The sequence below is a fragment of the Caballeronia sp. LZ035 genome, assembly GCF_031451175.1.
Lineage (GTDB): Bacteria > Pseudomonadota > Gammaproteobacteria > Burkholderiales > Burkholderiaceae > Caballeronia.
Genome location: NZ_JARUXS010000009.1, coordinates 17,579 through 42,304, shown reverse-complemented (window position 1 = coordinate 42,304; position 24,726 = coordinate 17,579). Strand labels below are relative to the sequence as shown.

The window sequence follows — 24,726 nt, the reverse complement described above, 5'->3', positions numbered from 1 at the left end:
GATAGCCCGTGACTTCGATATGCAGGGCCTTGTCGACCGGCAGGCGGGACAGCGCCCGATCGGTCAGCACGTCCGCGAGAATGAGGCCGAACAGAAGGATGACCGAGATGCTGGTCGCCAGGATCACGGAAAGGCGCAGTCCAGGCTGCGAAGCGTGCGCACCGGAGGTTTCCGGCGGCGTCGCGCGCGTGGCGCGCGGGGCGCGCAGCATGGCAAAGAAGCACGCGAGCAGGATGGCGACGAACACCGCGCAGCAAACCCCCAGCGTCAGGTGCCAGAGGTCGAGGATGCGGCTGGCCTGAACGCCGGCGGCAGACAAAGCGCTTTGCATGATGAGGGCGGCCGGGTCTTATTCGCGCTGGGGCATCTCGTCTGAAATGGACAGAAACCGGACAAGCCTGCCAAGGTTAGCAATCGGTGTTCCAATCGGGCGTCACGCGGCTTTTCGGTCTGAGAAGTAGCGGTGCAGAAGCGTAGTGGCGCTCGTCCCGTGCAGGACGACGGAGAGCACGATGGTGGCAAGCACGATCGGCGCGATCGGCTGGACCTGCTCCTTGCCGGCCTGCTCGAAGGCAAACAACAGGTAATAGAACGCACCGACGCCCCGAATGCCGAGCCATCCGGAAAGCAGCCGTTGCTGGCGGTCCATGCAGGATCCGGCGAGCGACAGGCACGCACTGAGCGGGCGGGCCACGAAGAACAGGAAGAGGGCAGGCCAGACGACCTGCCAGTGGAGCAGCGCCTGCCAATGGGCCGAAACGACGCTGCCGATCAACAGCATCAGCGCGAATTCGACCAGCCGCTCGAACTCGAGCGCGAAGGCCATCATGGTCTCGGCCATGTAGGCGTGTGCGAGCTCGGGGTCCTTGGCGGCTTCCTCCCGTTCGCCGCGCTCGACCGACTCGAGCGCCTTGCCGGGTGCAGTGTCGCCGGTGGCGGCCAGCTCCTGCCGACGCAAGGCCACGCCGGCCGCAAAGACGGCGATGAACGCATAGCCATGCACGAGCAGCGCCGCGCCGTAGGCAAGCGCCATGAGTCCAAGGGCGATGAACCCTTCCAGCCCGAGTGCCTGACGATAGCGCGTGCGCAGACGGATGATGAGGCGCACGACGCCCGAGCCGATGCCCCAGCCGATTGCGAGCGCACTGGCGATGCCCCAGACGATGGCGGCGGCGAAGGTCCACGAATGGGCACTGCCGAGGCTGGCGCTGCCGCACAGGGCGAGCGCGATCAGTACGAAAGGGTAGGCGGCGCCGTCGTTGGAGCCGCCCTCGGATGACAGTGCGAAGCGCAGCGGCTCGTCATCGCCCGCCCGACGCACGCGCAGTTCGTTGGCGAGCACGGGATCGGTCGGAGCAAGTATCGCTGCGAGCAGCAGCGCGGGCCCCGCTGCAAGGCCGAGGCCAATGCGGCCGGCGCAATACATGAGACCGATCGTCAGGATCATCGCGGGGCCGGCCAACCGTAGCGTGAGACGCCAGAGTTCGCTCGAGAGCGGTACGCGCAGATGCATGCCGATCGCGAACAACGAAATGACGAGCCCGGCTTCGGTCAGCACACGCAACAGGCGCAGGTTCCCTTCGATGTCCGGTTCGAGCAAGCCGACGCCGGCCGTGCCCAGCGCAAAGCCCGCGAGGAGATAGACCATGGCGCCCGTCATGGGCAGACGCGCGATCACCCCGCGCATGACCGCCATGAGGATCAGGAGCGCGCCTACTACGATGAACCAGACCGCCTCGATGATCACCGCTCACTCCCTTCCGGTGCGCGCGGGCGGGCCGACAGCCGGCGCGTTCCCGGAGCCACCGCTGAACCCGGCCGCGCCGCGCGTGCGCTTATCGCGAGACGAGCATGCCCATCACAAATCCGGCCAACGCTGCCAACGTAATGGCCTTCCATGGGTTGTCATGCACGAAATCGTCGGTCGTGTCGGCGGCCACCCTGTACTTCCTGTTCATTGCATCCTGCATGCCGACGAGTCTGGCCTTCGCCTGCGCGCGCATATCGGCCGAGGACGAACCGTCGTGGCCGGCGTCCCAGGACTGGGACGCATCGCGGAATCCGTGATCGTCGCTGTTCTGGACCGGCGCGTGCCGTTCCCCGGCAGCCACGCTCTCGCTCGTGGGGAATTCGTAGGCACTGTCGGCGCGCTCGGTCTTCAGGGCGTCCACAGGGTCGTGTGTGCGATCGGGGTCGGTCATCCTTCTCTCCTGTCGGCATGAGGGAACATGTGACGCTGCACAGCGCTACGAAGGAAACGTGCGTCGCTCCCGAAGCAGGCCGCGCAGACGGCACACCCGGGCATGCAATGGACGTGCCGAACACGCCGCAAGGTCATTCCCGACGCGCGGTTTCATCCGAGGCGCCCGCGCCGGACGCTGGCAGGCCGCAGACAGCCAGCGATCGCGACGGCGCCCAGTGTTGCCATCGCGAGCGACGCAAACGGGAAAGTCCCGACCGTATTCGCCGCGATGGCTGCAGGCCGCTTCTGCGCCACCAGTTGCAGGCGGCGGCGAGTCATGCGCGCGCCGAGCGCGGAAAGCTCGGCCGCGAGCGCACGCTCCGCAGCGGGCAGCAACACCGTTTCCTCGTCAGCGACGTGATGCATCACTTCGCGCATGAGCTTCATGAAGCGCGCGTCGAAGGCGGCATCGCGCGGATGCATGGCGCGTAACCTCGCGATGTCCGCACGCATTTCGTCGTGCTCAGGCTTCGACTTTTCGAGCGTGTCATCGCTATGGAGGACGCCGGCGAGTGCCGGATAGAAGATCTCTTCTTCGAGCTGAGCGTGAATTTCCAGTGCCGTGCAAGCCAGCTCGACGATCGCTTGTTTCCTCCACCAGGACGTGGCGGCATGATATCGATGAAAAGCCGCCATCACGTGCGTATGGTCCATGCGGATCATGGTCGTGATGGACGGAGAGTAGTTGGGCATGTCCATGCTCGTTCCTTGGCGCCTGCGCCGGGGTATGGATGAGGACGCACCCGGGTGCATGACGAACCAGGCAACCACGGGGCAAACGCGCTGCGCATTCGTCGTGCCGCGTCGAGATCAACGTCGAGTGTCCATCGCGCCGGGCACGGTTGAGCCTTTGGCATACGAACTGCTGAACGGCAAGTCGTACTCTCCCGGTGCGCACAAGCGCGGGCTCGCCACGGCAAATCCTGCCTGCGGGTACATCGCGTCACGGGTGCCGTCCAGTGAAGCGAACCCGCGCACGTGACGGTCCTATCGGAGCCACGACATGCGCGTGCATCACCTCAATTGCATTTCGAGTTGTCCTCTCGGCGGAAAGCTCTTCGACGGGCGTACGGCAGGACTTCTGCAACGCGGCGAGCTGACCTGCCACTGCTTGCTCATCGAGACCGATGACGGCCTCGTGCTGGTGGACACGGGTTTCGGTTTGCGCGATGTCGCGAACCCGCGCAGCCGCCTCAGCACGTTCTTTCTTCTCATGTTGAAGCCGGATTTTCGCGAGACGATGACGGCGGTCCGGCAGGTCGAGGCGCTCGGCTTTGCCGCGTCCGACGTGCGCCATATTCTGCTCAGTCACCTCGACTTCGATCACGCCGGCGGCCTCGACGACTTCCCCCACGCGACGGTCCATATGCTCCAGACCGAGCGTGACTACGCTTTGCAGCAGAAGACCTGGCTGGACCGGCAGCGTTTCCGGCCGCAGCAGTGGTCGACGCGCGACAAATGGGTAGTGCACGCCGAAGGCGGCGACCGCTGGCACGGTTTCGACCGCGTGAGGCCGCTTACGCGCTTCGCGGACGACATCGCCCTCGTGCCGCTGCGCGGACATACGTTCGGTCACGCCGGTATCGCGGTGCGCACCGGACCGGGCTGGCTGCTGCTTGCCGCCGACGCCTACTTCTATCACACGGAGATGGACGGCGAGCGGCCGCACTGTACCCCCGGCCTGGCGTTCTATCAGTGGATGATGGACAAGGACCGCGCAGCCCGCCGGCACAATCAGGCACGGCTGCGCGCACTTTGCAATGGGGACGCCGCCCGTGATGTCCGCGTTTTCTGCAGCCACGATCCGGTCGAGTTCGAGCGTCTTGCACAGCGCGCGGCGAGCGTACCCGCCGAGGCGCTGATACGGCCGCTTGCGTGAGCGGGCCGAGAGCCGGTTCAGAGGCGTTCGAACGACTGCATGGCGTCCACGACGTGGTGCGCCGCAATCACGCAGCGGGCGTTGAGCGCCGGAGGCGTTGTCTTGCGCGGGCGATAGACCGGATCCCCGCGCTTGATGAGCTCGCCGCTGAGTGCGCAGACGTCCTCCTGCCGCGCCCTGCCGAACGTCCAGGTCTGCTCGGCCATGCAGCCGAGACGCGGGTCGGACCATGAGAGCAGCGCCGAGTGCGGCGAGAGCTGTTCGACGATCGTGATCGACAGGTGCTTGCGGGCGCAGGGATCAAAGGCCGGCGCCTCGACTCGGGCGCATCGGTCTTGCGAGGGAACCAGGCAATCGAACCATGTCGTGGATCGGTCGTGCGTGAAGTTCTCGTCAACTGGCATGTTCGGCATTGCGGTTCCCCGGAAGTACTGCGTGTGAGAAAGGTGCCATCAACCGCGCACCGCGCATGCCACGACGGGCCGTCGGGCGGTACTCCGCAGTGGCCGTAAAGCAGGGCCTCCCGGCGCCCGGGAGTATTCGGAACGGCACCCTGATTGCTGCTGGCGATTGCCGCGCATCGCGGCATCACCAGGAGCCAACCATGCAACCGTATCGCCGTTACCTGATCGCACTTGGCGCCGCCTTGTGCGCGCACGCCGCATTAGCCGGCGAAGCGAACGATCCCGCGTGGCAAACGAGCCGGGATGAGCACGCAAACAGCGCCCGCCTGCAACTTGTCGCTTCGTTTGATCACCAGGTGACGGGCGTGACCGTCGCGCCCGACGGACGCATGTTCGTGAACTTCCCGCGCTGGACCGAAGACGCGCCGCTCTCGGTGGCAGAGGTGGGTTCAGGCGGCGATCTGCGTCCTTACCCGGACGCCGAGTGGAACACCTGGCGCAATGCGCGCCGCGACGAAGTCACGCCCGGCGATCATTGGGTATGCGTGCAATCGGTGGTGGCCGACACACGCGGCAATCTCTGGGTCATCGATCCCGGCGCGCCCGCCCAGTCGCTGATCGTGCCGGGCGCGCCGAAACTGGTGCGCATCGATCTCGCGTCGAATCGTGTTGCTCGCACCTACGCGTTCGACGAAAGCATCGCGCCGCAAGGCAGTTATCTGAACGACGTGCGCATCAGTCCGGACGGACGCACGGCCTACATCACGGGCTCGGGTGTGCGTGGCGCGATCGTCGTCGTCGATATCGAGTCCGGCGTCGCGCGCCGCGTTCTCGACGGCGATTCGAGCACGCAAGCCGACAAGAGCGTGACGGTCACGGTGAACGGCAAGCCCTTGCAGCAAACGGGCGGACGACGCGTGAGCTTCGCGCAGACGGCATCGCGCTGACGCCTGACGGACGCTATCTGTACTGGCAGGTGGTCAAGGGGAAGACGCTCTATCGCATTGCCACCGACGCGTTGCAGAACGCTCAGCTCGGCGCGGACCAGGTCGCTTCGCGCGTGGAAGCGGTGGGCGTGGACGGCCCCGCAGACGGATTGTGGATCGACCCGCGCGGACGCTTGAATGTGTCGTCAGTCGAACACCATGCAATCCGGGTGCGCCAGGGCGAGCGCTTCGCGACGCTCGTGCGCGACCGCCAGCTGATCTGGCCTGATACGTTCTCGGAGGGTCCGGACGGAACGATCTATGTCACCGACTCCCGCATTCCCGACATGAGCTGGTATCAGCCGCAGAACCCCGCGGCGCTGCCGACGCGTCTTTACGCTATCCGCAGGTGAATGCACCATGGCGTCCCCCGGAGCTCGTTCGATCAGGGCAGCGCGTGGCGATGACGCAATCGCCGAGCTTATCGCGCGTCATATCGATACGTTTTTTCCAGGCCGCCTTGTTGGCATCGGGATCGAATGCGGCGACGTCACCCCACGCCGAGACCGGCGCTGCATCGCGGAGACGAGTTCATCCCGCTCGCGCAACGTCTGAACCGTTCGCTCCTGTGCGAACGGCGGCGCCGCGCATCGCTTCGGGCGAACGTGGAAAGCCGCTGCGGTCGCTGTACAGCGCGACGGCACTCTCCGCCCGTTCACGGCGCTGATGGCTTTTGTCGGCGGCGAGCGCGACTGCGGCCCGCGCATCGAGCGCCGTGACGGCTGTAACGTTGACGATTGCCGTCACTCTGCGCCTGGAAGCCGCGCGCTCGGGCAAGGGTGCAGCGGTCCCAAGCGTCATCAGATCGAGCGCATCGCCGCCCAGACGGGCCATCACGTAACGAGACGGATCGCCTGATACAAGAATGCCGATGCCCGCTGCAATCTCGCGAAGACCATAGAGCCGCGTCAGCGCCGGACTTGTTCGAATACCGGCTGCACGGGCAACCGCGCGGGGCGCGAGCAGTTCGGCCGCGCCGAGCGCGAGGCTGAACCATCCGAGGCCTCGCGCAAGTGATCGACCCTTCGCAGTGCGGGAATGTGATTCGGTAGCGCGATTCATGATGATGTTCAGGAAGTCGAGAGGGGCATGAGTGAACAAGCGCGTCAGCGGGTCGCTTCCCGCAAGGCTCAGGCTGGAGAAGCGTCAGCAACGCGTGTGCCCTGGGCCGGCGCCGTGATTTCTCTCGTCCTGCGAATTCCTTCAAGACGCTCCCAAGAAGAAATGTGCTGGTCGATTGCTCATATGGCCGCATTCCCCACTGCGATAAACACGCGCCCGCTGATGACCGATCAAAGTCGCGCTCCACCCGGTGGCGCGATGCTCTGGCCAAGGTAAGGCATGGCCATTGCGCTGGGCCTGCCATGCTGGTCGACGACCAGCGTAACCATCCATCCAACCGGGAGGCATCATGGCTATCAAGACTCTGCAGGATCTGTTCATCCACGCGCTGTCCGACGTCTACAGCGCAGAGAAGCAACTGACCAAGGCGCTGCCGAGACTGGCGCGGGCGACGTCCAACCCTGATCTTGCCGAAGCCTTCAAGACGCATCTGGAAGAAACGCAAGGGCAGATCGAACGTATCGACCAGGTCGTCGAGAGCACCGGAATCAAGCTGAAGCGTGTCAAGTGTGTGGCCATGGAAGGGCTTGTCGAGGAGGGTCAGGAGCAGATCGAGGAGATCGAAAAAGGGCCCATCCTCGACGCGGCATTGATCGCCGCCGCGCAGAAGGTCGAACACTATGAGATTGCCACGTACGGCACACTCGCGGCGCTCGCAAAAAAACTTGGTCATACTGAAGCAATGAATCTTCTTCTCGACACCTTGAAAGAAGAGAAGGCGACGGACGAGAAGTTGACGTTGCTCGCAGAGCAAGAGGTTTCAGAAGAGCAGGCTGGCAAGCCCGTTGCCAAGCCGGAAGCGAAACGCGCGGAGAAGCCTGCGGCCAAACAGGCAGAGAAACAGACAGAGAAACAGGTCTCCAAGTAAGCGCCGGCGCGCCGCAGCCGCACGGCTTGCGGCGCTTGTCGTTCAGGACATCGGCGTTCGACGGTCTTCGGCGCTTCGTCCGCAGATCACCGTATCAAGCAGTTCTTCCATCCCTTTCCACTGCCGCGCTCGAGAGCCCGGCGAAGACTTGCCGCGTGGTTAAGGCGGGAAGCATGCGCGGGCGCCCGAGCGCTGCATTACTGGCTTGCGCCTGACGGCGTATCGCTGGCGGCGGTGGCAGGAAAGCTCACCGCAGCAGGCGCGGACGCGCTGGATGTGCTGCTCGCTGAGCCGCTGCTTCCTGACTCGCTGCTGTTGCGATTGCAGCCTGCGATGAGACAAATGCACGCCGACAGTGCAGCAATCGACGCGCTCTTGAACGTGATGTGTCTGATCATGATGCGCTCCCCGTTGAGCTGGTTGTGCGCTGACTTGCGAATGTTGAGGGGCCTGCCGGCCGCAGGACCAGAGGGCGCTGGACGCGCGAACGTGACACGGCGCGTGCGGCACGCATTGATGTTTTGCAATCGTCATGCCGCAGGCAGCCATAAACGTGAGCATTGGCCTGAGAGCGCAATTTGAAGGCTGGCATTTCAAATGCTTGCCGCAGGCGTACACCTCCTGGAGATGGTCATGACCGGCAAGACTCTGATGAGCGGCGCGCTGGCCTGGCCCGTCCGCACGTTCAAACGCTTTGGTGCCGATCGGGGCGCGCCGATGGCCGCGAGCATCGCGTTCTATTCGGCCTTCTCGCTTGCGCCGACGCTCGTCATGGTGATCGCCGTCGCGGGACTGGCATTCGGCGCCGAAGCCGCGCGCGGACAACTCTTTCAGCAGATCAGCGGCATGATAGGCAAGGATGCGGCGGCTAGCGTGCAGAACATCGTCGAGCACGCGCATCGGAGCGGCGGCAGCGGCTTCGCGGCGATCATGTCGTTTGTCTTGCTGGCGGTCGGGGCATCGGCAACGTTCTCGTCGCTGAATACGGCGCTGTCGGTGATCTGGCCCAAGGGCAGTGAGCAGCAGTCAGGCGTGGCCACACTCGTCAAGGTGCGGCTTATCTCCTTCGGCCTTGTCATGGGCGTAGCGTTTCTGCTGATCGTTTCACTCGTGCTGGATACTGCCGTGCAGGCCGCGGGCAAGTGGGCATTCGGTAGCTCGCCGCTCCTGATCGTTGGCGATATCGTGCAGCTGGTACTGGGAGTGGCGCTTCTGACGTGCGCCTTTGCCGCGTTGTTGAAGTATTTGCCCGACGGGCCGGTGCCCTGGCGCGACGCGTTCGTCGGCGGCTTTATCTCGGCCGTGTTGTTCTCGCTCGGCAAGAAGCTGTTTGCGCTCTATCTGACGCACGCGGGAACCGCGAGTGCATTCGGTGCGGCGGGCTCGCTCGCCGTGCTGTTGATGTGGCTCTACTTCGCTGCAGCGGTCTTGCTGCTCGGCGCCGAAGCGGCCGCCACGCGTCTGGAAGCGCGTGAAGGCCACGATACGCGCGAGGTCCGCGCGCAGGTTCCGTCGCAGGCAACGACGACCGTGCACGAGCACCCCACTGCAGGACGTCCTGGACCATCGGACCTCGCGCCCGCGCCCGCGCCCGTGAGGTCAGTAAAGTACGAGGACCAACCGCCCTGGATGCATGTTCTGGCCCGAGGTGTTGAGGTCGTGAGATCCAATCCGGCACGCGTCGCAATCGCGGCTGCCGGTGCAGGGTTCTTCGTACTCACGAGAAGCGGACACCGTGCGCCCGTACGCAAGCGGCCCTGAACGTCGTTGGCGGAGCGAGGCGGAAAGGCGTGCCGAAGTCGGTCAAGCGGGACGGCTGCTGTGGTGACAACAAGGCTGCCGTGATTCGCACGAAACGGCAGCATGCCTTGCCTTGAAGCTTGCGCGCTCTGACGCGCAGTGACTAACGAGGCGTGCGGTCGGCAGACAGAAATCGTCGCCGGATCGCCCGCTTGATTGAAGGAGATCGTTCATGTCGCTTGGAAGAAAAATTGCAGCGTGGCGCACCGTCAAGGACTTCTGTGCGCGACGAATTGTCGACTATGGCGAGCTGATGTCGATCGAGTTCGCGGAAGCCAAGACGCGCGTCCTGCACGAACTGATTGCCATGGTGGCGCTGATCGTCGGCGCGATGTTCACGCTGTCGTTCGTATCGATCGCGGCCATCGTGACCGCAGTCGGCACGCCTCATCTGATACTGACCGCATGGTGTGTCGCCGGCGCGTGGCTTGCGGTCGCGTTGATCGCTACAGTGGTGATCATGACGCGCAAGCCCACCGAGCCGTTCCAGGTTGTACGCGATCAGTTCGAGCGCGATGTGGAAGCCATCAGGAAGGTGTTGCAATGAGCCGGGCCTATTCGGACAGTGAAGCGGCCTTGCTGGCGCGGATGGCGGAGACACGCACGGCATTGCTTGCGGCATGCGCCCTGGAAGAGGGAATACCCCGTCCAGACAGGATCGGCCCGGTGGCGCTGCAGCCCACTGTGTCGCCCTGGTTCCTGCAGTCGCCTAACGCAGAACTGATCGCGGCAACCCTCGTCGCGTTCGTCATTCTTGGTGTGCGGCGTACCGTGCAAGGCGTCGCTACGGCTGGTGTCAGCACGCTGGCGCATCGGGCAATCGCCGATGCCTTCGAGGGCCTTCGCAAGAAGTGAACGCCCAAGCGACGTCAAGGCCCGTGAAACCGCTTGAGGGACCTTGAGTGCAGACAGGACTTGTGCGCATCGGCATATCGGGCTGGCGGTATTCGGGTTGGCGCGGCGTCTTCTATCCACCGAAGCTCGCACAGTCGCGTGAACTCGAATTCGCATCGCGCGCCGTTCAAAGTGTCGAGATCAACGGATCGCATTATTCGCTGCAACGCGCGTCTACGTGGCGCGCCTGGCACGATGCCACGCCTGATAACTTCGTGTTCAGTGTGAAGGGACCGCGTTATCTGACCCATATGCTGCGCTTTCGCGACGAAACGGCAACTCGTGCAATGGCCAACTTCTTCGCATCGGGCGTCCTCGGTCTGGGTAACAAACTTGGCCCGTTTCTATGGCAATTTCCGCCCACCTTCGCCTTTCACGCTGATGCCTTCGAGCGCTTTCTTGCGCTCTTGCCGAAGGACACGACGGCTGCCGCCGCGTTCGCGGGGCAGCATGACGCGCGTGTCAAGGAGCCATGGTTCGAACCGCCCAGGAAGAGGCGGGCGTTACGCCATGCCATTGAAGTACGGCATCCGAGTTTCCTCGAAGAGGGGTTCGTGCAACTGCTGAGGACGTACGGCGCGGCGCTTGTCGTATCGGACTCGACGGCGGGCTGGCCGTACGCCGAAGACCTGACCGCCGATTTCGTCTACCTGCGTCTGCATGGCAGCGAGACGTTGTATGGCGGCTCTTATACGGACGACGCCATCGAAGCATGGGCGGAGCGCATCGAATGCTGGGCGGCAGGCCGCCAGCCCGGCGATGCGCGTCTCATCACTCCTCGCATGCCGCGCCGACGGACATCGCGCGACGTGTTCTGCTACTTCGACAATGATCAGAAGGTGAAAGCGCCGTTCGACGCACAGCGCCTGATGCAGCGTCTCGAGGCAGATCCGGAGCACGCGCGGGGGTGATGTAGCCAGGCGAACGAGCTTCGCCTGGCTACATCGGCCCGGCCTCAGCCGGGTTTAATGCGTGTCCATGCGATAGCACTGCGGCGTGCCGCCGGCCGACGGACGCTGGTAGATCCACTGGTGGGCGTGACTGCCCGCGCGGCCGAGCGTCGAACTGAAGGTGACGGCCTTGCCGAAGGCGCCGCTGCCGGTGCTGTGCGCTTCGATCACGAGCGGCGCGAGCGCGGGATCCGTGCGTGCGGCATCGGCGTCGATGATGCGGCGCACGTGGGACAGATTCTGCCCGTACCAGTCGCCCTTCGAGCTTGCCGTCACCGCGACGAACGGCCGGTAGGCGGGGCCGGCATAGTGGCTGTCGACGATCATCCACGGGTTCTTGTCATCGCCGGTGCCGGTGCCGAGCTCGCCCGGCGGGTAGGGCAGATACGAGGCGAGATCGGCGCCGAGACGCGAATCCGCCGTGCCCAGACGGGCCGGGTCGAAGCGCCAGCCTTCCGGACCATTGCGAAGATCATTGAAGCGCATGCCGGTCCAGGTGACGACGTGCGACACGGGCGCCGCGCCCACGACGTTCGACAGCGGGCCGTCGGACGGCACTGTGGAGGTTGCCGTGATGTACAGCAGATCGCCCGGCTTCAGGTAGGCAAGCAGGCTCGTCACGTTGTCGTGGTTGATGTCGAGCAGCACGCCCGGTTGTTCCTGGCCCGACACCGACACCGGATCTTTGCCGGTCGAGCAGGCCTGCGTGCCGATGCCGGTCTCCAGGTTGCCGCTTTGGTGCGTGATGCCCGAGAAGTTGTACACCCACGACGTGAAGTCGGAACAGTCGACGCCTTGCCAGTTGGTGTCGTCGTGCTTCAGCGCGGTCAGGCTCTGCGACCGGTCGCGTTTGCGATGCGCGGTGCAGGTCATGCCCGAACTGTCGCCATCCGAGGTGCTGCCGGACGACGAGTTGCGGAACTTGAGCGGCGGCGTCCAGCCCGGGACGTGATGGTGGCAGTAGTTGAGCCCTTGATCGACCCAGTAATTTTCCACGGCCATCAGCAATTCACGCTCGAACGTGCCAGTGTCGCTGCTGCACGAGGCGGTGGTGATGGCGCCATAAGTCGCGGCGCGCGGTCCCCATGAACCGCCGTTCCCGAAGTCCTGCCAGTTGGCGGCGGTCACGCCGTGCGTGTTGTTGCCCGTCTGCGCCTGCACTTCATCCTGGCGTGTCCTGAAAAGCGCGCCGTGCTGCGCGAGCAATGCGTCGCGGTCGGTGCATGCCGCGCCGCTGACGGTGATTGCGTCGGGCTTGCCGGGCAGCACGTTTCTCAGCGCCGCGAGCGAAGCGATGCCCAAGCGGTTGCGCGCGCCCTTGACGTAGTCGGAGGCGCCTCCGGAAGGTTTTGCGGTCTGGCCGCATTCCCTTGATGAACGGCCGCAAAGAGCCGCTCGCCAAGCAGATGAGGTTTCGTAGTCTCGCCGGACGCGCCGGAAGATGCTCGCTTAGCGGCCACATCACGCAGATCACGACGTACAAGCTCGTGAACAGCGTGTCGGACCTCGGGAAGGTGTCGCAGGATCTGAAGGGCACCTACGCCCTCGGCAAGGACATCGACGTGAGGACGGCGGCGAGCACGTCGTTCAGCCTCATCGCCCCGACCGACGCAGCGTCGTTCGGCGGACAGTTCGATGGCTTCGGCCATGTCGTGAGCAATTTGAACATCATGTGCCGGATCAATCGTACGCGCCGTATATCGGGCTGTTCGGTGTCATTGGAACGAGCGGCGTCCTAAGGAACATCGGGGTTGCAAACGCCGAGGTAGAGAGCGGCATAGGCGGCAGTTACGGCGCGCTCGCCGGTCAGAATGATGGCGTCGTCGCCTATGGATGGTCGACCGGTGTCATAGGTTCGGGCGCGCCATTCGGCCGCACCGTGGGCGGCGGTCTCATGGGGTGGAACCAAGGTACGATCGAACGGTCGTGGCGTGGCGCAACGGTCGGCGGCAACGGGTCCTAAGGCGGCCTCGTCGCAACGAACGACGGTCGAATCGTGCAGTCATACGCGACCGGCCCGATCAACTTCGGCGGCTCGCACGCGAGCGGCGGCGGACTGGTCGCGAGGAACACCGGGGTGATTCAACAGTCCTACGGTATCGGTCGTGTCGGCTCTTTGATCGGCGCCGGTGCGCTGGTCGAGTACAACGCCAGCACTGGTATCATCGAAGGGTCGTTTGCCGTGGGGTGGTCGAGTGATCGACCGACACCCGATACCTCCGGCGCCATCGCCACGCTGAACTCGGGAACGATCCGCAACGACGTGTACTGGAACAAGGAAACGACGAATCCTTCGAACGCGGCGTATGTGGGCGGGGGCGGCACTGCACCGCCCGCGACGAACAGACTGACCACGGCGCAGATGAGCAATCCGGCGAGCTTCGTGTCGTGGAGCTTCGGGCCCTCAGGAGTCTGGGCAACGGCCGCGGGCGCGGCATGTCCCGTTTACGGTGGGTGGCAGTTGACGGGGCGCTGAGAACCATTTTCGCTGGTCGGATGGCCTCCGACCAGCACGCCTTAATTCAGTGGGATCGCTTCACTTCAGGAAAAGACATCGGGCAGGAGATGTGGCAAGCGGCAGAAAAGGGTCGAGTCCGGCAGTTGCGGCCACGATCATCGCGGGCTCGCAGCGCTTGAATGTGATCTTCGGCAATCGGACAATTTGAAACGGTCAGCTGGTCGCGCGAACGGCCGCTCCCGGCTAACCCTGCCCCGAGGTCGGTGCCTCCTCCGGCCGATGTTCGTCCCTAATTTGCCCGTAAGATGGCATGACGATCGGATTCTATGCCCCGTTTCGCCTGGAGACGCCCACATGCGACGTGCTGACTTTATCTTGCGGCACACGGAACCGATCCTGGCGCAGTGGGAGGCGTTCGCCGGCTCTCCAGTTCCGGTGGGGGCAATTTGCAACCTTCGGCGTTACACTACCATGCGCCGGAGATGTTGCACGCCGTTGCCAAAGACTTGGGGGCTGCGTAAACCGTGGAAGCCCAACACGATAAATCAATAGGGCGAGCCCCTGCTCCGATCGATGCAACCGAAACAGCTGCGCAAACGCACGCCCTTCTGAGGGCGCGGGCCGGCTTCAATATCATCGAGCTCACCGCCGAATATCGCGCGTTACGCGCAAGCGTACTCCGCTTGTGGATGGACGAATGCGAGCCCGACGCGCTCCATCTGAACGACGTCATTCGCTTCACTGAGGCGAGCGATCAGGCACTTGCGGAATCCGTCGGCTTTTTCAGCGCGCAGGTCGAGCAGAGCCGCAATCTCCTGCTCGGCATGCTGGGGCATGACATGCGCAGCCCACTCCCGGCGATTCAGGCAACCGCGTCGTATCTGGAAGCACTGAATGTTGGGAGCGAGTATCGGACGCAGCAGGCCGCCTGATACGTAGCGGAGCCCGGATGCAAGTTTTGTTTGATGATCTGTGCGATTTCATTCGGACCAGGCTCGGCTTGGGTATCAACGTAATGCCCACGCGTGTCAATCTCGCGGACGTGCTTGCTGAGGAACTGGACGAGTTGCGTGCCATTCATCCTGGCAGGCAGATTGAGTTGCACGTAATGGGCGATTCGCAGGAAGTCTGGGACGGCCAGCGCCTTCAGCAATTGCTTGGAAACCTTGTCTCAACGCCATCAAGTATGGGGCACAAGACACCCCGGTGCGCGTCGGGTTGACTTGTGACGTGACGCATATCTATATCAACGTCATTCCTCAATTCTCATCAACAAGCTTCGGCATCAAAGCGCCTCCAGCGGAAGGCTCTCGCGACGAGATCAGCGTTCTGCGAAGTCGACAGCCGATAGCTGGAGGTGTTTTGCAGGGCGCGCTAGGAGCTTCCGTGAGACAACAGCAAGAATACGATCGAATCCGTTGCGAAAGACTGTCAACGTTCGTGCGTCGTCCGCGTCTGGCGCGAGCCAAAAGTATGCTTCGAGGGCTGCTCGCGAGACGGCGCAGGTGATGGGTTCCCCGCGCCAGACTGTGACGAACGTGAGGCTGCGTTTGTCTGTCGAGATCTGTGGTTCCGGCGGGGGTGCTTTCATCGATGGATGGCTGATGCGGGCGTTCATGAAATCAAATGGGGCAATTCGGCGTGTTACCAGTCGATTCGGTGCTTTTCGTCGGTCTCTTGATGGCGCCGGTCATCTTCAATGTGCAGGTAAAGGCTGGTCGTCGTGAGCGAGGCATGTCCGGAATTATCGCGAACGAGGCGCAAGTCGACCCGCTGGCCGGCCATGTGTGAACCCGCGCTGTGCTCCAACCAGTGCGCCGAAGCTTTTTCCAGCAGGTCGGCGCGTGCAGCAGACGTCTGGTCGAGCCCACGAAGTCTGGCGGCGGCCCCCGCAAACACCGCTTTGACGATCGCATGCAGCGCGGCGCGCGATAAAGGCGCACACGTCTGCGTGCCACCGTTTGCTGTCGGCGCGCCAATCGGCAAGACCAGAGGCGTGTCTTCGTTTGGAGAGGGCAGTGCGCTCATCCCTAGGTGTTGTCGGTATCGCGAGAGCTCCGTCATCATTTCGCGCGTGGTTGGAGCCTACCGTTCCTTGCCGCGTACGGTCAGCCACCATCGGATCTCGGCATTGCCATCGCGACGAATGAAGAACTGTCCCATCGTATTAGTACCGATCTAAGCAATCCGCAGGCCGCCAGGATAGAGCAGTGTGAGGAACCATCGCACACGATACGCGTGCGCGGCCGCTTGGTCAGTGTCGCGTGGCATGGTGCGATGTAGGTCTTCACCTCTTGCCAGATGCTCGGCTCCAGATAGCGGGATTGCGCGGCGCCGCATGTTTGGCACGTTGTCGAGACAGCGAAAGCGGATTGCCGGACAGATAGCCGACCTGTACCAGCCACGAAAACAGCGCATTAAGAATCACGATGGCCTGGCGCTGACTGGCGGGCGAGAGCGGCCCATAAGGGCGCCAACGTGCGTCGCTGCGCGCATGCTTGCGGCCGCCGCCCGCGACCCAAGTTGCGGCCGGTCGCGGATGGGCGAGGAATCGCTGGTAGCGCAGGCAGTCCTCGTGTGGAGGGAGGAAAGTGGTTTGCACAGTATTACGAGGGACCAGAGCAAGAGCCGCTCAGCTTCTTTCCGATAGTGCTCGAAAGTGGTGTTGGTATCGACGAAACGGGATAGCCACGCCCGAAAATTGCGTCGAAATCATTGTTAGCGGCAATCTGTGCACGCCCAGTCGAGCAGCGGTTTAAGCCAGCGGTGCTATCGAGTCCAAGCCGGATGACGAGCGTTTCGCGTGACGCAGGCTGGAGCGCAGGTGATGTCGTCGGTGGCATGGCGGACCGCAAGATCACGTCGATTCGTTTTCGCTACTCCAAACTGTGTACCAACATTATGACAAGAATGTCAAGCATAAATTTACAATAAATCAACTGGTTAGCACGGAAGCTAGGTCCGGTCCTGATGGGCCTGAGGTTGCCTCCGCTGATTGCCCTCAGACCGGCAAAACGCCTATAATAGATGGGCATATTGCCAAAGCGGAGGTTCCATGGCGACGATTGCATTTACGCCGACGGGGGGCGGTAACGTCCGACGAGCCGAATTCGCGCTGCTCGGCGAGCTACTGAATGCGCGCGTCCAGGATGACGCGGATCTGGCCGGACTGGTGCGTGAGCGGGTCAACATCGATGTGATTGATCGCCTGGTGGCCCAAGGGTTGAAGGCGGACGAACTCGTCTTCATTATTCCGCGCCGCACGCTGACGCATCGTCGGCAGCAACATGAACGTCTCTCGACCGAGGAGTCGGACCGCGCTATTCGTCTGGCGCGGATCGTCGCACAAGCGAATACGGCGTTCGGCGGCAACGACAAGGCGTTGGGCTGGTTGCGCAATCCGCAAAAGCGTTTCGAGGGTCGCACCGCTCTCGAGATGGCGGCGACCGAGCATGGCGCTCGTCTCGTGGAGGATGCACTGGTGCAGATCGACGAGGGATATTTCGCCTGATGGTGCTGTGGAGAATCAGCAACTACGCTGATCTGAAGGGCACAGGCGGTCTGCGTGCTCCTGGCCGCTGGCATTTCGCCGGTGTACCGGTAATCTACCTGGCTGAACATCCCGCCGGCGCCTTATTGGAAACACTGGTGCATCAAGAAATCCGTTCCACAGCGGATCTACCCGATACGTATCGACTTCTTCGCGTCGCAGTCGGCGTTGAAGTGGGAATTGCCGAATTAAGCGAGGTCGCTTTACCTGAGAACTGGAGGGAGGACGCAGCGTACACACAATCCGCAGGCAGCGAATGGCTCGCAAGCGGATCAACGGCCTTGCTCAAAGTACCCAGCGCGGTGATGCCATTTGCATACAACTACCTCCTCAACCCCGTACACGCAGATATAGGCGAAATCAACGTCCAGGCGGTGATCGATGTGCGACACGATCCGCGCATCTTGCGCTTACTCGCCCGTCCGTGATTGAGCATGCCAGTCGAGTCGGCGCGACCGAACTACGGAAGAAGATGAGAATTTCAACTGAGCAAGCCAAGGCCATCTATCGAGCCGCAATTGACCCGCGCGCAAGCGACGGAGAATCGCCTATCCAGACGACTCACACGATGGCGAAGCATCAAGCTGCTTGAAATGCGGGGCGACCGTAACTCTGGAGTGGGACGGCGGCTTGACGTTCGATGCACCGGAACCTCTAACTGGTATTGTCGTGGCAACGAACCGCACTCGCACAAAATAGATACGTTGCTGGAACGGGGGCTGAAGGGTCGCGATAATTCGTCACGCACCGGCGCCTAACTCCGTAAGAGGAAGTTAAGCTGAGTCGAACGCTGAAGAACAAATTGCCGCGCGTTACCGATGTCTCTTCTCGGCCCAGATTGTGTCAAAACACGTATTCTGTGGGAATCGACGAAACCTTTCCCAGCGCTGAGCGCAGCTTGTCGACCCGGCAAGCCGAACGTCAACTCACAGTCACCGAGATTGCGAAGGCTCAAATAAGCCCGTACGGGCTTCACGCCCGCATCGCACTCGTAAGCGCTTCTGAAGCGAGTAATTTGATTACTCGCTTCATGTTGTACGCCAACACCTGCAAGCTCATCTCAGTACTCACCCGTTCAATGGTTCGCGTCAGGAAATGAGTGGCGCCCATCCATGCCTTGATCGTGCCGAACGGGTGCTCGACAGTCTGTCTCCGGATACGCATCATCTCGGGCGCATGATCAAGCCGTGCCTGCATCTCATCAAGAACAGCTTCGTGCTCCCAGCGCGCTACGCGACGTTGGGGCCCCGGCGTGCATTCCCCTTTTAGCGAACATTGCTGGCAATTCGAACTCCAGTACTTACTGATCTTCAGGCCGCGCTCAATGGTTGAGAATCGCCAGATGAGCCGCTCGCCGGCCGGGCATCGAAATTCGTTGGTCTTTGCGTCGTAAATGAAGTCTTCCTTGCCGAAGCGGCCATGAGCCGCTGCGCTCGATGTCACCGTCTTCGGAACGAATACGGTTATTCCAGCCTGATGACATGCGAGTATCTCCTCGCTCTTGTAGTAGCCACGGTCTGCAACTGCAGTCAGCTTGCCGACGCCCATCTCTGTACGGGCAAGCATCGCCATCGACGCCAGCTGATCACGATCAATGCCGTCGTTGGTCACGACGTGTGCGACGATCAGATGGTGCTTCGTGTCTACCGCCGTTTGGACGTTGTAGCCGACGACACCAGTCCCGCGCGTCTTCATCGAACGGGCATCCGGGTCCGTGAGCGACACCTGTCGGTCCGGTGCTTCGTTCAGCCTGACCTCAATTGCCTTGAGGCTTTGCATCTGTTCCTTCAAGGCTGCAATCTTGTCCTGTAGTCGCTCTGTTCTGGCCTTCGCGATTGCAGGCTCCTGACGATCCGCCGTGTCCATCGCCTCGAGATAGCGGGCGATACTTGATTCGATATCGCGCATGCGTCGTTCGAGCTTGGCGCTCGTGAAGTTGCGGTCGCGATTATTTACCGCCTTGAACTTGCTGCCGTCTATTGCAACGAAGGCTTCTGCGAACAGGTCAAGACGCTGGCAGAGCATGACAAACTGACGACAGACGCTGCGGATTGCTTTGCCGTTGTCTTTACGGAATCGCGCAATGGTCTTGAAGTCCGGGGCAAGGCGACCCGTGAGCCACATCAGCTCGACGTTGCGCTGAGCCTCGCGTTCAAGGCGCCGACTGGATTGAATACGGTTCAGGTAGCCGTAAATATATATCTTGAGCATCACCTCCGGATGATACGAAGGCCGACCCGTTAGCGCTGGCTCGACACCTGCAAACCCGAGTGTCTGAAGATCAAGCTCGTCTACAAAAACGTCGACTACGCGCACGGGATTGGTGTCCCTCACGTAGTCATCAAGTGCTTCAGGGAGGAGAAAGCTCTGTGTACGACTGTCGCCTTGAACGAACCGCTTCATCTCGCTCATCCTCCGCTGTAGGATGAGCCATATTACTGCGTCAAAAATTGCGTTTTGACACAGTCTGGGCCACGAAGAGACAGTCGTCCAGCATTGACGAATGGCCGGTCATCGCGCCATGGCAGCCGTTTATAGCGTCGGAGATTCGGGCGGAACGCTGGCAGGTACTTGCCATCCGACTTCCAGCGCGCGTGCTTGCAGATCAGAGGTCTGAGCAGCCTTAGAAGGTTTTGCCCGTGCGCTCCGCCCTTTCCCCTTGCGGGCGATCTTCGCGAACATGTGGCTCTGATCGCGTTTCGGGCAGACACAATGTTCGTCGCGCGCCGTCCAGTTTACAATCGCTGGAAAAAGGCGCGAATCTCGCGGACGGACGGGCCGAGAGATACTCGGGGACCACATGGACATCGCGAAACGGAAAGAGCAGTTCAACATCGCTTACGTGCACGCCATCGCAGCGCAGGCCGGCCTAAATCCCGGTCGACTGGAAGTGGACGATGAGAGCATTGACCTTGAACTAGGAGGCCGAGGGTTCAAGGGGGCTATTCGTAACCCGAGGGTGGCGCTTCAGCTCAAATGCACGTCGCGGAACCTGATTTCTGGCGAAGTCATCAAGTTTCCATTGCTGCGAAAGAACTATGACGATCTTCGCGGGACGGACGTAATTTGCCCTCGCTATCTGGCGGTGTTGCTCGTCCCCGGCCAGCCAGAAGAATGGGTGCGCGTCACCATGACGACCACATGGCGATGCATAACGCATGTTATTGGCTGTCGTTGCGCGACTACCCAAGCACGACCAACCCGACGACCATCACCGTTGATGTGCCGCTCGCACAGCGCCTGACGACCGACAGTCTGATGCGCATGATGACACTCGCCAGCAACCGGGAAATCGCATGAGCCACGACGACCTCATGAAGCGACTGGCCGATGTGACGCCGGACCAACTCGCTGCGTACCTCACGATGAGCGGTTGGATAAAAGACGGCGACCTAGGCACGTTGGCGTCCATCTGGCATCGACCCGAGCCGCAGCACGAGGATGCCGAAATACTGCTGCCAACGTCGGTGGATGCGAAGGATTTCAAGGACCGCCTGGTCGATGCCGCTGAAACCATCGGCACCTTCGAAGGACGGTTACCCGTCGACGTTATTGAGGACGTCATGGGTCATTTCTCCGATCGTATCCGTGTTCGGGTCTTTCACTTCGATGTGGAAGGCGGGACCATCCCGCTTGACGACGGTGTGATGCTGAACGAGAAAGCTAGAGACCTGATGGAAGCCGCGGCGTTTGCAGCCATATCGAAGCGACGACAGTTCGGTGGTCGCAAGCCGGAGGAGACGGCCGGGTACCTAAAGTCGCTACGGCTGGGCCAGACAGAAATCGGTAGCTACGTGATCAACATCATCGCACCGGTGCCGCCTCAGGACACCACGCAGCTTGGTTTGCCATCGGTTCCGACAACGAGCCTGGTGACAGCGACGCTCTCGTCAGGGCTAAAAGCTTTGGATGATGCTATCGAAACAGTATCGAAAGGCGGAGCCGTGACGCGCTTCGACGAGGCCGTGAGCAACGGTGCAAGCGCAAACTTGTGCGATGCGCTTGTGGGCCTGAGTGGGACCAACGCACGACGCGGGTTTGAAATCACGATCGCACCAGCAGGAAGCAGCGCCGCCCTCAGCCCGCCCAAAACATTCGTTTTCGACGTGAACAAAGTGGAACGCGTCGCTGAAGCGGCGGCGTATTACAAGCGCGACGACCAAATGCTCTACGATCGGACCATCACCGGTTCTGTGGAAAAGCTCGATCGACCTCTGGAAGACGAGAGCGGCACGATCAGCATCGCCGCAACGCTCAACGGCCAGCCTAGGGTCGTCACGGTCGAGCTGAACAGGGACGACTACCAGCGGGCAGTGAAGGCTCACGGCAGCAAACACCTTGTTCGATGCCATGGCGACGTGAAGGTTACCGCTCGCTCCGCGCGTCTTATCAATCCTAGGGACTTCAAGGTCATTCGGAACGAGGAGTTGTTGTGAAGGCGCTTCCGGCGCTCGGCCGCTTGGTCGATGATGGACGAGGACGCGTGCGACGCGCAGTCGTCGTCAGCACTCTCTAACGCTCCACCGGTTGCGTGACCCCGTTGGCCTCGGCTTCGCCAACCGGATCGGGTCGCGTGTAGACGTAGGCCTGCACACGCGCGTCGGCGGGCGGTTGCCGAAGCGCTCCCTCGATCAGATGACCATAGTTGAGGCCCGGCTGGTCCTGCTGATCCAACGGCAACCGCCGGGTCGGGTGCACGTCCAGCATCCCGACGAAACCCTTGACCATATGCTCGTCCAGGTACGTGCGGTAACTTAGGTAGCCCCAAGCCCACAAATGCGTCGTTCCACGACGCAGTGCCTCGACATCGTCCTCGGGCACGCTCGTGTCGAGCGTCAAGGTATACGAACCGCCCGGAGGCACGACGGTTGTCCCAAAGGCGTCGGCGGGCGTTGATTGTCCCATCGCGTAGCGTGGCTTGGGATCCAGAAGCACCGTCACCCGAGATCGGAACGCCGTGCGGGTGACTTCGGCGGGCGTGCGTCCGTGGTTCGTCAGCACCGCAACCACGCGGCACGCGGTGTCGGTGTTGCTGCCATCCGTGTCGTTGACGTGCAGCGTCATGGAGGTGACGATCCATCGGGGCTGTTCTGCCCCTGACGCGACCTGCGCACTTCGGAGGGTAGCCTCGGCGCTCGCCGCCGCGGCATTCGCGGCCGTTTCGGCCACTTTGCCGGCCTTGCGGGTCTCGCTCCAGAGTCGATGGGTGGACCACCACAACAGACCCGTGAACAGTACGAGAAGAGCGTCCGTGATTTTGAACACCAACCCGAACACTGCGAAGCTTTCCCGGCCTTCGAGAGCCTCGGCCCTTCTAGGCGTAGTCGCTGCCTCGTTGGTTCCTAAGCTCGACGCTGGTCGCGTCGGCGGTACCACGGCGCTCACAGGTTGCGCCCTAGGTGTCGGTGTGGCGTACAGCGACTCGGCTAGGGCCCTCGAGGCGGCAGGCGCGTTCTGCGCAACATCGCTTGCCGGAGCCGGGACGGCGATGACCGCCGAGCACAGCCCACCAAGGAGAAACGTTGTCCGGCGAAGGGGCGTGGCACGGATCATCGGGCGCCCCCACCCGCGCGCCCTTCAAGAGCCCGGATGAAACGGATCGATGCGCCGATGTCGCTAAAAATGAGCACCGCCTCGCTGTGATTCAGCATCGGGTTATCGTGGGCCAAGCTCCGGTTGTTGCGTACGTCGTTGAACGCTTCCAGCACGGATATGCTGCTGCGCAGGATACGATCGGTCATCTCCGACTCTAGGAGCCCTCCCACGCGCAACGCTTTCACATACTCGCCCATGAGTCCCGGGTGACCTCGATACCCCGGCGTTCGCAGTTAGTGCGCGGAAACTTCATCGAAAACACGTGCAGGCGATCTAGGGCCGTGGCCGGCTCGTTCTGCTCTATCGCGGTCCGGATGTGTTTCGCCGCCGCTTCGAAGTCCAGTTCGTTGACGCTCGCGGTGAAGGCGTCCGCCTCCAGGACAGGGCTCGACAGGTTCTGATTGAGGCGAGCAATGATCCGGTGCACATCGGCGAACAGGGCGTCGTCCATGTCCGCCGGAACGCATTCATGCTCGTTCGCATGTTCGATCATTGCGAGCAACACCTTGGCGACCACGTGATCCGGTTCGATGGTCCAGAAGCCTCGCATCCGGTTGGCTTTCGAGGTGCCGGACCCGCGGTACCTCTGATCATCGATGTCCAAGCCCGTATGCTCCTCGAAGAACATTGAAAAGGTGCGGTCCGAGAAGTTGAGCACATACCCGCCGCCCATGCCGAGCAGGCGTTCCAGTTTTCGCTTTTCGATCGACGGGAGAGTTGCCATGTTGGGCGCTTCCAGCGGTGAAAGGGTGTACTTGTACCGATTGTACGAGGGAAGGCCCCGTCGTGGCTCTGTTGTGCTTTACTGGCGAGCGATGCCAGAAAACACTCCGAACATGCCCTCGATTGACGATCACCGCTGGATCAACTGTCTCTCCGACGTCCAAACCGCGGGCAACGGGTTGCGCGTGCGCGCCTTCTTGCGTGACGTGGTGGAGTCGGCATTCAGATCGTTGGATGCTGACGTGGAGAAATGGGCGAACACCGACGAAGGCGGTGCCGAGTTCGCTCACGCCGATGCGCAAGAGCTTGTTCGGACGACCACGGAAGCGTTTTGCCTTTCGATGCATTCGCTGTTCGAACGCCAACTTCGCCGATGGTTGAGCGACTGTGTCGCGTCGCTCGGGTTCACGCCCGAGCGAATGGACACGGCCCGCACGGGCAACCTCGGACGGCTCGGCGGCCTGCTGCATGAGGTGCGCGGCATCCCGCTGTCCGCGTTCTACAGCTTCCCTGATCTGAAACGGCTGGAACTGCTGGCGAACGCCTGCCGACACGGCGATGGGGAATCCGCTGCCCGACTGTTCAAGCGACACCCAGAACTGTGGCCTGACTGGGCAACCGTGCCCACGCTTCTGCCGGGGCAGGTCGAGCCGGTGGCTCGGATTTTGCCGCCGTCGTTCGACAGCATCGCCGTGCCACGAGAATGGCTGGCTCAGTTCGCGGATGCGATTGCCTGGTTTTGGGACGACACCGAATACATCTACCTCAACAGCCTTCAGCCCCACGACAGGATACGGAAGCGGATGGCTGAGCTACAGCAACAACGCGTGGCACGACCGCCGCAGTGAACGGGTAAGATCGCGGCGCAATCGAGTGGAAACGTTGAGCGCCGCGACGGCCGGATGGTTCAGGTGCTTCAGACCCAGGGCGAGTACCCCAGCGCGCTAGAAATGGAAGAACGGCTACCTAATGAGCTGCCAGTCCTACCAGCATCGCGATGAAAGCGGGACGGACTATCTATACAGGGTCGACATGCGGCAGTTGCGGATCGATGAACGGGGCACTTCGCGAGGTCCGTCCATTCGGCTAACCACACGATGTGTTCGTCGCTGTACCGCCGCCACTTCATGCAGACTCCTCGTCTGAACTGAGGAGCCGTTATCTATAGAATCATTTGGAATGAAGTTTCTGGCACGGGTCACGCTTGTTTCATAAATTGCATAGTTTCCCGATAAAATTCGGGAAGGAAAAAGGG

Annotated in this window: 26 protein-coding genes and 5 pseudogenes; 18 read left to right on the top strand and 13 right to left on the bottom strand. The window is 62.1% G+C overall.

The features are described 5' to 3' along the window. The 4 genes and pseudogenes from QCE88_RS40925 to QCE88_RS40910 all read right to left on the bottom strand — a co-directional run. A pseudogene (locus tag QCE88_RS40925) lies at window positions 1–331 on the bottom strand (cytochrome C oxidase subunit II); the annotation flags it as partial. Window positions 332–433: 102 nt separating this feature from the next. Further along, on the bottom strand, window positions 434–1,747 hold the full coding sequence (locus QCE88_RS40920; protein ID WP_309911696.1) for a cation:proton antiporter: 1,314 nt from the start codon (window positions 1,745–1,747) through the stop codon (window positions 434–436). 88 nt (window positions 1,748–1,835) lie between these two features. Beyond that, window positions 1,836–2,201 carry a glycine zipper domain-containing protein gene (locus QCE88_RS40915; protein WP_309911694.1) on the bottom strand — a complete coding sequence of 122 codons (366 nt, stop codon included), beginning with the start codon at window positions 2,199–2,201 and terminating at the stop codon, window positions 1,836–1,838. A gap of 152 nt (window positions 2,202–2,353) precedes the next feature. Continuing rightward, a complete protein-coding gene (locus tag QCE88_RS40910; RefSeq protein WP_309911693.1) occupies window positions 2,354–2,935 on the bottom strand; it encodes a hemerythrin domain-containing protein in 582 nt (193 codons plus the stop codon). On the opposite strand from QCE88_RS40910, the gene QCE88_RS40905 reads away from it, so the two are divergent. Beyond that, on the top strand, window positions 2,934–3,224 hold the full coding sequence (locus QCE88_RS40905; protein ID WP_309911691.1) for a hypothetical protein: 291 nt from the start codon (window positions 2,934–2,936) through the stop codon (window positions 3,222–3,224). The two genes, QCE88_RS40910 and QCE88_RS40905, sit on opposite strands and share 2 nt — an antisense overlap. Window positions 3,225–3,245: 21 nt before the next feature. After that, a complete protein-coding gene (locus QCE88_RS40900) occupies window positions 3,246–4,121 on the top strand; it encodes an MBL fold metallo-hydrolase (protein ID WP_309911690.1) in 876 nt (291 codons plus the stop codon). Window positions 4,122–4,138: 17 nt separating this feature from the next. Here QCE88_RS40900 and QCE88_RS40895 read toward each other — a convergent pair whose 3' ends face one another. Continuing rightward, window positions 4,139–4,534 carry a DUF3331 domain-containing protein gene (locus QCE88_RS40895; protein ID WP_309911689.1) on the bottom strand — a complete coding sequence of 132 codons (396 nt, stop codon included), beginning with the start codon at window positions 4,532–4,534 and terminating at the stop codon, window positions 4,139–4,141. A gap of 191 nt (window positions 4,535–4,725) precedes the next feature. Between QCE88_RS40895 and QCE88_RS40890 the strand changes: the two genes are divergently transcribed. Then, window positions 4,726–5,472, top strand: coding sequence for an L-dopachrome tautomerase-related protein (locus QCE88_RS40890; protein WP_309911687.1), 747 nt, complete (start codon window positions 4,726–4,728; stop codon window positions 5,470–5,472). A 29-nt stretch (window positions 5,473–5,501) separates the two neighbouring features. Further along, window positions 5,502–5,864 (top strand): hypothetical protein, encoded by a 363-nt coding sequence (locus tag QCE88_RS40885; RefSeq protein ID WP_309911685.1) that lies wholly within the window; start codon window positions 5,502–5,504, stop codon window positions 5,862–5,864. Between the two features lie 178 nt (window positions 5,865–6,042). Here QCE88_RS40885 and QCE88_RS40880 read toward each other — a convergent pair whose 3' ends face one another. Then, the gene (locus QCE88_RS40880) at window positions 6,043–6,573 is read right to left on the bottom strand and encodes a hypothetical protein (RefSeq protein WP_309911684.1); all 531 of its coding nucleotides are present in this window, start codon (window positions 6,571–6,573) and stop codon (window positions 6,043–6,045) included. A 349-nt stretch (window positions 6,574–6,922) separates the two neighbouring features. Here QCE88_RS40880 and QCE88_RS40875 point away from each other — a divergent pair. The 5 genes and pseudogenes from QCE88_RS40875 to QCE88_RS40855 all read left to right on the top strand — a co-directional run. Further along, window positions 6,923–7,408, top strand: a pseudogene (locus tag QCE88_RS40875) (ferritin-like domain-containing protein); the annotation flags it as partial. A 726-nt stretch (window positions 7,409–8,134) separates the two neighbouring features. Further along, window positions 8,135–9,262 (top strand): YihY/virulence factor BrkB family protein, encoded by a 1,128-nt coding sequence (locus QCE88_RS40870; protein WP_309911682.1) that lies wholly within the window; start codon window positions 8,135–8,137, stop codon window positions 9,260–9,262. Window positions 9,263–9,473: 211 nt separating this feature from the next. Then, entirely contained in the window at window positions 9,474–9,848 is a 375-nt protein-coding gene (locus QCE88_RS40865; protein WP_309911681.1) for a phage holin family protein, read from the top strand. Further along, the gene (locus QCE88_RS40860) at window positions 9,845–10,156 is read left to right on the top strand and encodes a hypothetical protein (RefSeq protein WP_309911680.1); all 312 of its coding nucleotides are present in this window, start codon (window positions 9,845–9,847) and stop codon (window positions 10,154–10,156) included. Before QCE88_RS40865 ends, QCE88_RS40860 begins: the two co-directional genes overlap by 4 nt. A 47-nt stretch (window positions 10,157–10,203) precedes the next feature. After that, on the top strand, window positions 10,204–11,106 hold the full coding sequence (locus QCE88_RS40855) for a DUF72 domain-containing protein (protein ID WP_309911678.1): 903 nt from the start codon (window positions 10,204–10,206) through the stop codon (window positions 11,104–11,106). A 54-nt stretch (window positions 11,107–11,160) separates the two neighbouring features. Here QCE88_RS40855 and QCE88_RS40850 read toward each other — a convergent pair whose 3' ends face one another. Next, entirely contained in the window at window positions 11,161–12,447 is a 1,287-nt protein-coding gene (locus QCE88_RS40850) for a hypothetical protein (RefSeq protein ID WP_309911677.1), read from the bottom strand. A 71-nt stretch (window positions 12,448–12,518) separates the two neighbouring features. Between QCE88_RS40850 and QCE88_RS40845 the strand changes: the two genes are divergently transcribed. The 3 genes and pseudogenes from QCE88_RS40845 to QCE88_RS40835 all read left to right on the top strand — a co-directional run. After that, window positions 12,519–12,884: a hypothetical protein gene (locus QCE88_RS40845; RefSeq protein WP_309911676.1), complete on the top strand. Its 366-nt coding sequence runs from the start codon at window positions 12,519–12,521 to the stop codon at window positions 12,882–12,884. A 257-nt stretch (window positions 12,885–13,141) separates the two neighbouring features. Next, window positions 13,142–13,621 (top strand): hypothetical protein, encoded by a 480-nt coding sequence (locus tag QCE88_RS40840; protein WP_309911675.1) that lies wholly within the window; start codon window positions 13,142–13,144, stop codon window positions 13,619–13,621. Between the two features lie 336 nt (window positions 13,622–13,957). Further along, a pseudogene (locus QCE88_RS40835) lies at window positions 13,958–14,857 on the top strand (sensor histidine kinase); the annotation flags it as partial. A 67-nt stretch (window positions 14,858–14,924) separates the two neighbouring features. On the opposite strand, the gene QCE88_RS40830 reads toward QCE88_RS40835, so the two are convergent. Both QCE88_RS40830 and QCE88_RS40825 read right to left on the bottom strand, forming a co-directional pair. Further along, window positions 14,925–15,194: a DUF1488 family protein gene (locus QCE88_RS40830; RefSeq protein WP_309911700.1), complete on the bottom strand. Its 270-nt coding sequence runs from the start codon at window positions 15,192–15,194 to the stop codon at window positions 14,925–14,927. A 53-nt stretch (window positions 15,195–15,247) separates the two neighbouring features. Then, window positions 15,248–16,446: pseudogene (locus QCE88_RS40825) on the bottom strand (tyrosine-type recombinase/integrase). Between the two features lie 212 nt (window positions 16,447–16,658). On the opposite strand from QCE88_RS40825, the gene QCE88_RS40820 reads away from it, so the two are divergent. Continuing rightward, the gene (locus QCE88_RS40820) at window positions 16,659–17,114 is read left to right on the top strand and encodes an antitoxin Xre/MbcA/ParS toxin-binding domain-containing protein (protein WP_309911673.1); all 456 of its coding nucleotides are present in this window, start codon (window positions 16,659–16,661) and stop codon (window positions 17,112–17,114) included. Further along, window positions 17,111–17,581 (top strand): RES family NAD+ phosphorylase, encoded by a 471-nt coding sequence (locus QCE88_RS40815; protein WP_309911699.1) that lies wholly within the window; start codon window positions 17,111–17,113, stop codon window positions 17,579–17,581. Before QCE88_RS40820 ends, QCE88_RS40815 begins: the two co-directional genes overlap by 4 nt. Before the next feature lie 544 nt (window positions 17,582–18,125). Here QCE88_RS40815 and QCE88_RS40810 read toward each other — a convergent pair. Beyond that, window positions 18,126–19,556 (bottom strand): IS1182 family transposase, encoded by a 1,431-nt coding sequence (locus QCE88_RS40810; protein WP_309911671.1) that lies wholly within the window; start codon window positions 19,554–19,556, stop codon window positions 18,126–18,128. A 397-nt stretch (window positions 19,557–19,953) separates the two neighbouring features. On the opposite strand from QCE88_RS40810, the pseudogene QCE88_RS40805 reads away from it, so the two are divergent. The 3 genes and pseudogenes from QCE88_RS40805 to QCE88_RS40795 all read left to right on the top strand — a co-directional run. Next, window positions 19,954–20,238, top strand: a pseudogene (locus tag QCE88_RS40805) (DUF4365 domain-containing protein); the annotation flags it as partial. 56 nt (window positions 20,239–20,294) lie between these two features. Beyond that, window positions 20,295–20,453 (top strand): hypothetical protein, encoded by a 159-nt coding sequence (locus QCE88_RS40800; RefSeq protein ID WP_309911701.1) that lies wholly within the window; start codon window positions 20,295–20,297, stop codon window positions 20,451–20,453. Next, window positions 20,450–21,589 (top strand): hypothetical protein, encoded by a 1,140-nt coding sequence (locus tag QCE88_RS40795; RefSeq protein ID WP_309911669.1) that lies wholly within the window; start codon window positions 20,450–20,452, stop codon window positions 21,587–21,589. The genes QCE88_RS40800 and QCE88_RS40795 overlap by 4 nt, the downstream gene beginning before the upstream one ends. Before the next feature lie 76 nt (window positions 21,590–21,665). On the opposite strand, the gene QCE88_RS40790 is transcribed toward QCE88_RS40795, so the two are convergent. The 3 genes from QCE88_RS40790 to QCE88_RS40780 all read right to left on the bottom strand — a co-directional run bounded on the left by QCE88_RS40790 (window position 21,666) and on the right by QCE88_RS40780 (window position 23,472). Beyond that, entirely contained in the window at window positions 21,666–22,430 is a 765-nt protein-coding gene (locus tag QCE88_RS40790; RefSeq protein WP_309911667.1) for a hypothetical protein, read from the bottom strand. Window positions 22,431–22,702: 272 nt separating this feature from the next. Further along, the gene (locus QCE88_RS40785) at window positions 22,703–22,894 is read right to left on the bottom strand and encodes an abortive infection family protein (protein WP_309911665.1); all 192 of its coding nucleotides are present in this window, start codon (window positions 22,892–22,894) and stop codon (window positions 22,703–22,705) included. A 35-nt stretch (window positions 22,895–22,929) separates the two neighbouring features. After that, window positions 22,930–23,472 carry a hypothetical protein gene (locus QCE88_RS40780; RefSeq protein WP_309911663.1) on the bottom strand — a complete coding sequence of 181 codons (543 nt, stop codon included), beginning with the start codon at window positions 23,470–23,472 and terminating at the stop codon, window positions 22,930–22,932. A 112-nt stretch (window positions 23,473–23,584) separates the two neighbouring features. Between QCE88_RS40780 and QCE88_RS40775 the strand changes: the two genes are divergently transcribed. Beyond that, complete coding sequence (locus QCE88_RS40775; RefSeq protein WP_309911661.1) at window positions 23,585–24,319, top strand: hypothetical protein; 735 nt, start codon at window positions 23,585–23,587, stop codon at window positions 24,317–24,319. Window positions 24,320–24,726: the final 407 nt, after the last annotated feature.

What these genes read in the sequence shown, in the direction of transcription:
- QCE88_RS40820 (WP_309911673.1), top strand. Translation starts at nt 16,659, where the DNA reads ATGGCGACGATTGCATTTACGCCGACGGGGGGCGGTAACGTCCGACGA.
- QCE88_RS40910 (WP_309911693.1), bottom strand. Translation starts at nt 2,935, where the DNA reads ATGCCCAACTACTCTCCGTCCATCACGACCATGATCCGCATGGACCAT.
- QCE88_RS40795 (WP_309911669.1), top strand. Translation starts at nt 20,450, where the DNA reads ATGAGCCACGACGACCTCATGAAGCGACTGGCCGATGTGACGCCGGAC.
- QCE88_RS40775 (WP_309911661.1), top strand. Translation starts at nt 23,585, where the DNA reads ATGCCCTCGATTGACGATCACCGCTGGATCAACTGTCTCTCCGACGTC.
- QCE88_RS40895 (WP_309911689.1), bottom strand. Translation starts at nt 4,534, where the DNA reads ATGCCGAACATGCCAGTTGACGAGAACTTCACGCACGACCGATCCACG.
- QCE88_RS40915 (WP_309911694.1), bottom strand. Translation starts at nt 2,201, where the DNA reads ATGACCGACCCCGATCGCACACACGACCCTGTGGACGCCCTGAAGACC.
- QCE88_RS40800 (WP_309911701.1), top strand. Translation starts at nt 20,295, where the DNA reads ATGGCGATGCATAACGCATGTTATTGGCTGTCGTTGCGCGACTACCCA.
- QCE88_RS40870 (WP_309911682.1), top strand. Translation starts at nt 8,135, where the DNA reads ATGACCGGCAAGACTCTGATGAGCGGCGCGCTGGCCTGGCCCGTCCGC.
- QCE88_RS40890 (WP_309911687.1), top strand. Translation starts at nt 4,726, where the DNA reads ATGCAACCGTATCGCCGTTACCTGATCGCACTTGGCGCCGCCTTGTGC.
- QCE88_RS40785 (WP_309911665.1), bottom strand. Translation starts at nt 22,894, where the DNA reads ATGACCGATCGTATCCTGCGCAGCAGCATATCCGTGCTGGAAGCGTTC.
- QCE88_RS40810 (WP_309911671.1), bottom strand. Translation starts at nt 19,556, where the DNA reads ATGAAGCGGTTCGTTCAAGGCGACAGTCGTACACAGAGCTTTCTCCTC.
- QCE88_RS40900 (WP_309911690.1), top strand. Translation starts at nt 3,246, where the DNA reads ATGCGCGTGCATCACCTCAATTGCATTTCGAGTTGTCCTCTCGGCGGA.
- QCE88_RS40880 (WP_309911684.1), bottom strand. Translation starts at nt 6,573, where the DNA reads ATGAATCGCGCTACCGAATCACATTCCCGCACTGCGAAGGGTCGATCA.
- QCE88_RS40905 (WP_309911691.1), top strand. Translation starts at nt 2,934, where the DNA reads ATGTCCATGCTCGTTCCTTGGCGCCTGCGCCGGGGTATGGATGAGGAC.
- QCE88_RS40780 (WP_309911663.1), bottom strand. Translation starts at nt 23,472, where the DNA reads ATGGCAACTCTCCCGTCGATCGAAAAGCGAAAACTGGAACGCCTGCTC.
- QCE88_RS40830 (WP_309911700.1), bottom strand. Translation starts at nt 15,194, where the DNA reads ATGAAAGCACCCCCGCCGGAACCACAGATCTCGACAGACAAACGCAGC.
- QCE88_RS40860 (WP_309911680.1), top strand. Translation starts at nt 9,845, where the DNA reads ATGAGCCGGGCCTATTCGGACAGTGAAGCGGCCTTGCTGGCGCGGATG.
- QCE88_RS40865 (WP_309911681.1), top strand. Translation starts at nt 9,474, where the DNA reads ATGTCGCTTGGAAGAAAAATTGCAGCGTGGCGCACCGTCAAGGACTTC.
- QCE88_RS40845 (WP_309911676.1), top strand. Translation starts at nt 12,519, where the DNA reads ATGAACGGCCGCAAAGAGCCGCTCGCCAAGCAGATGAGGTTTCGTAGT.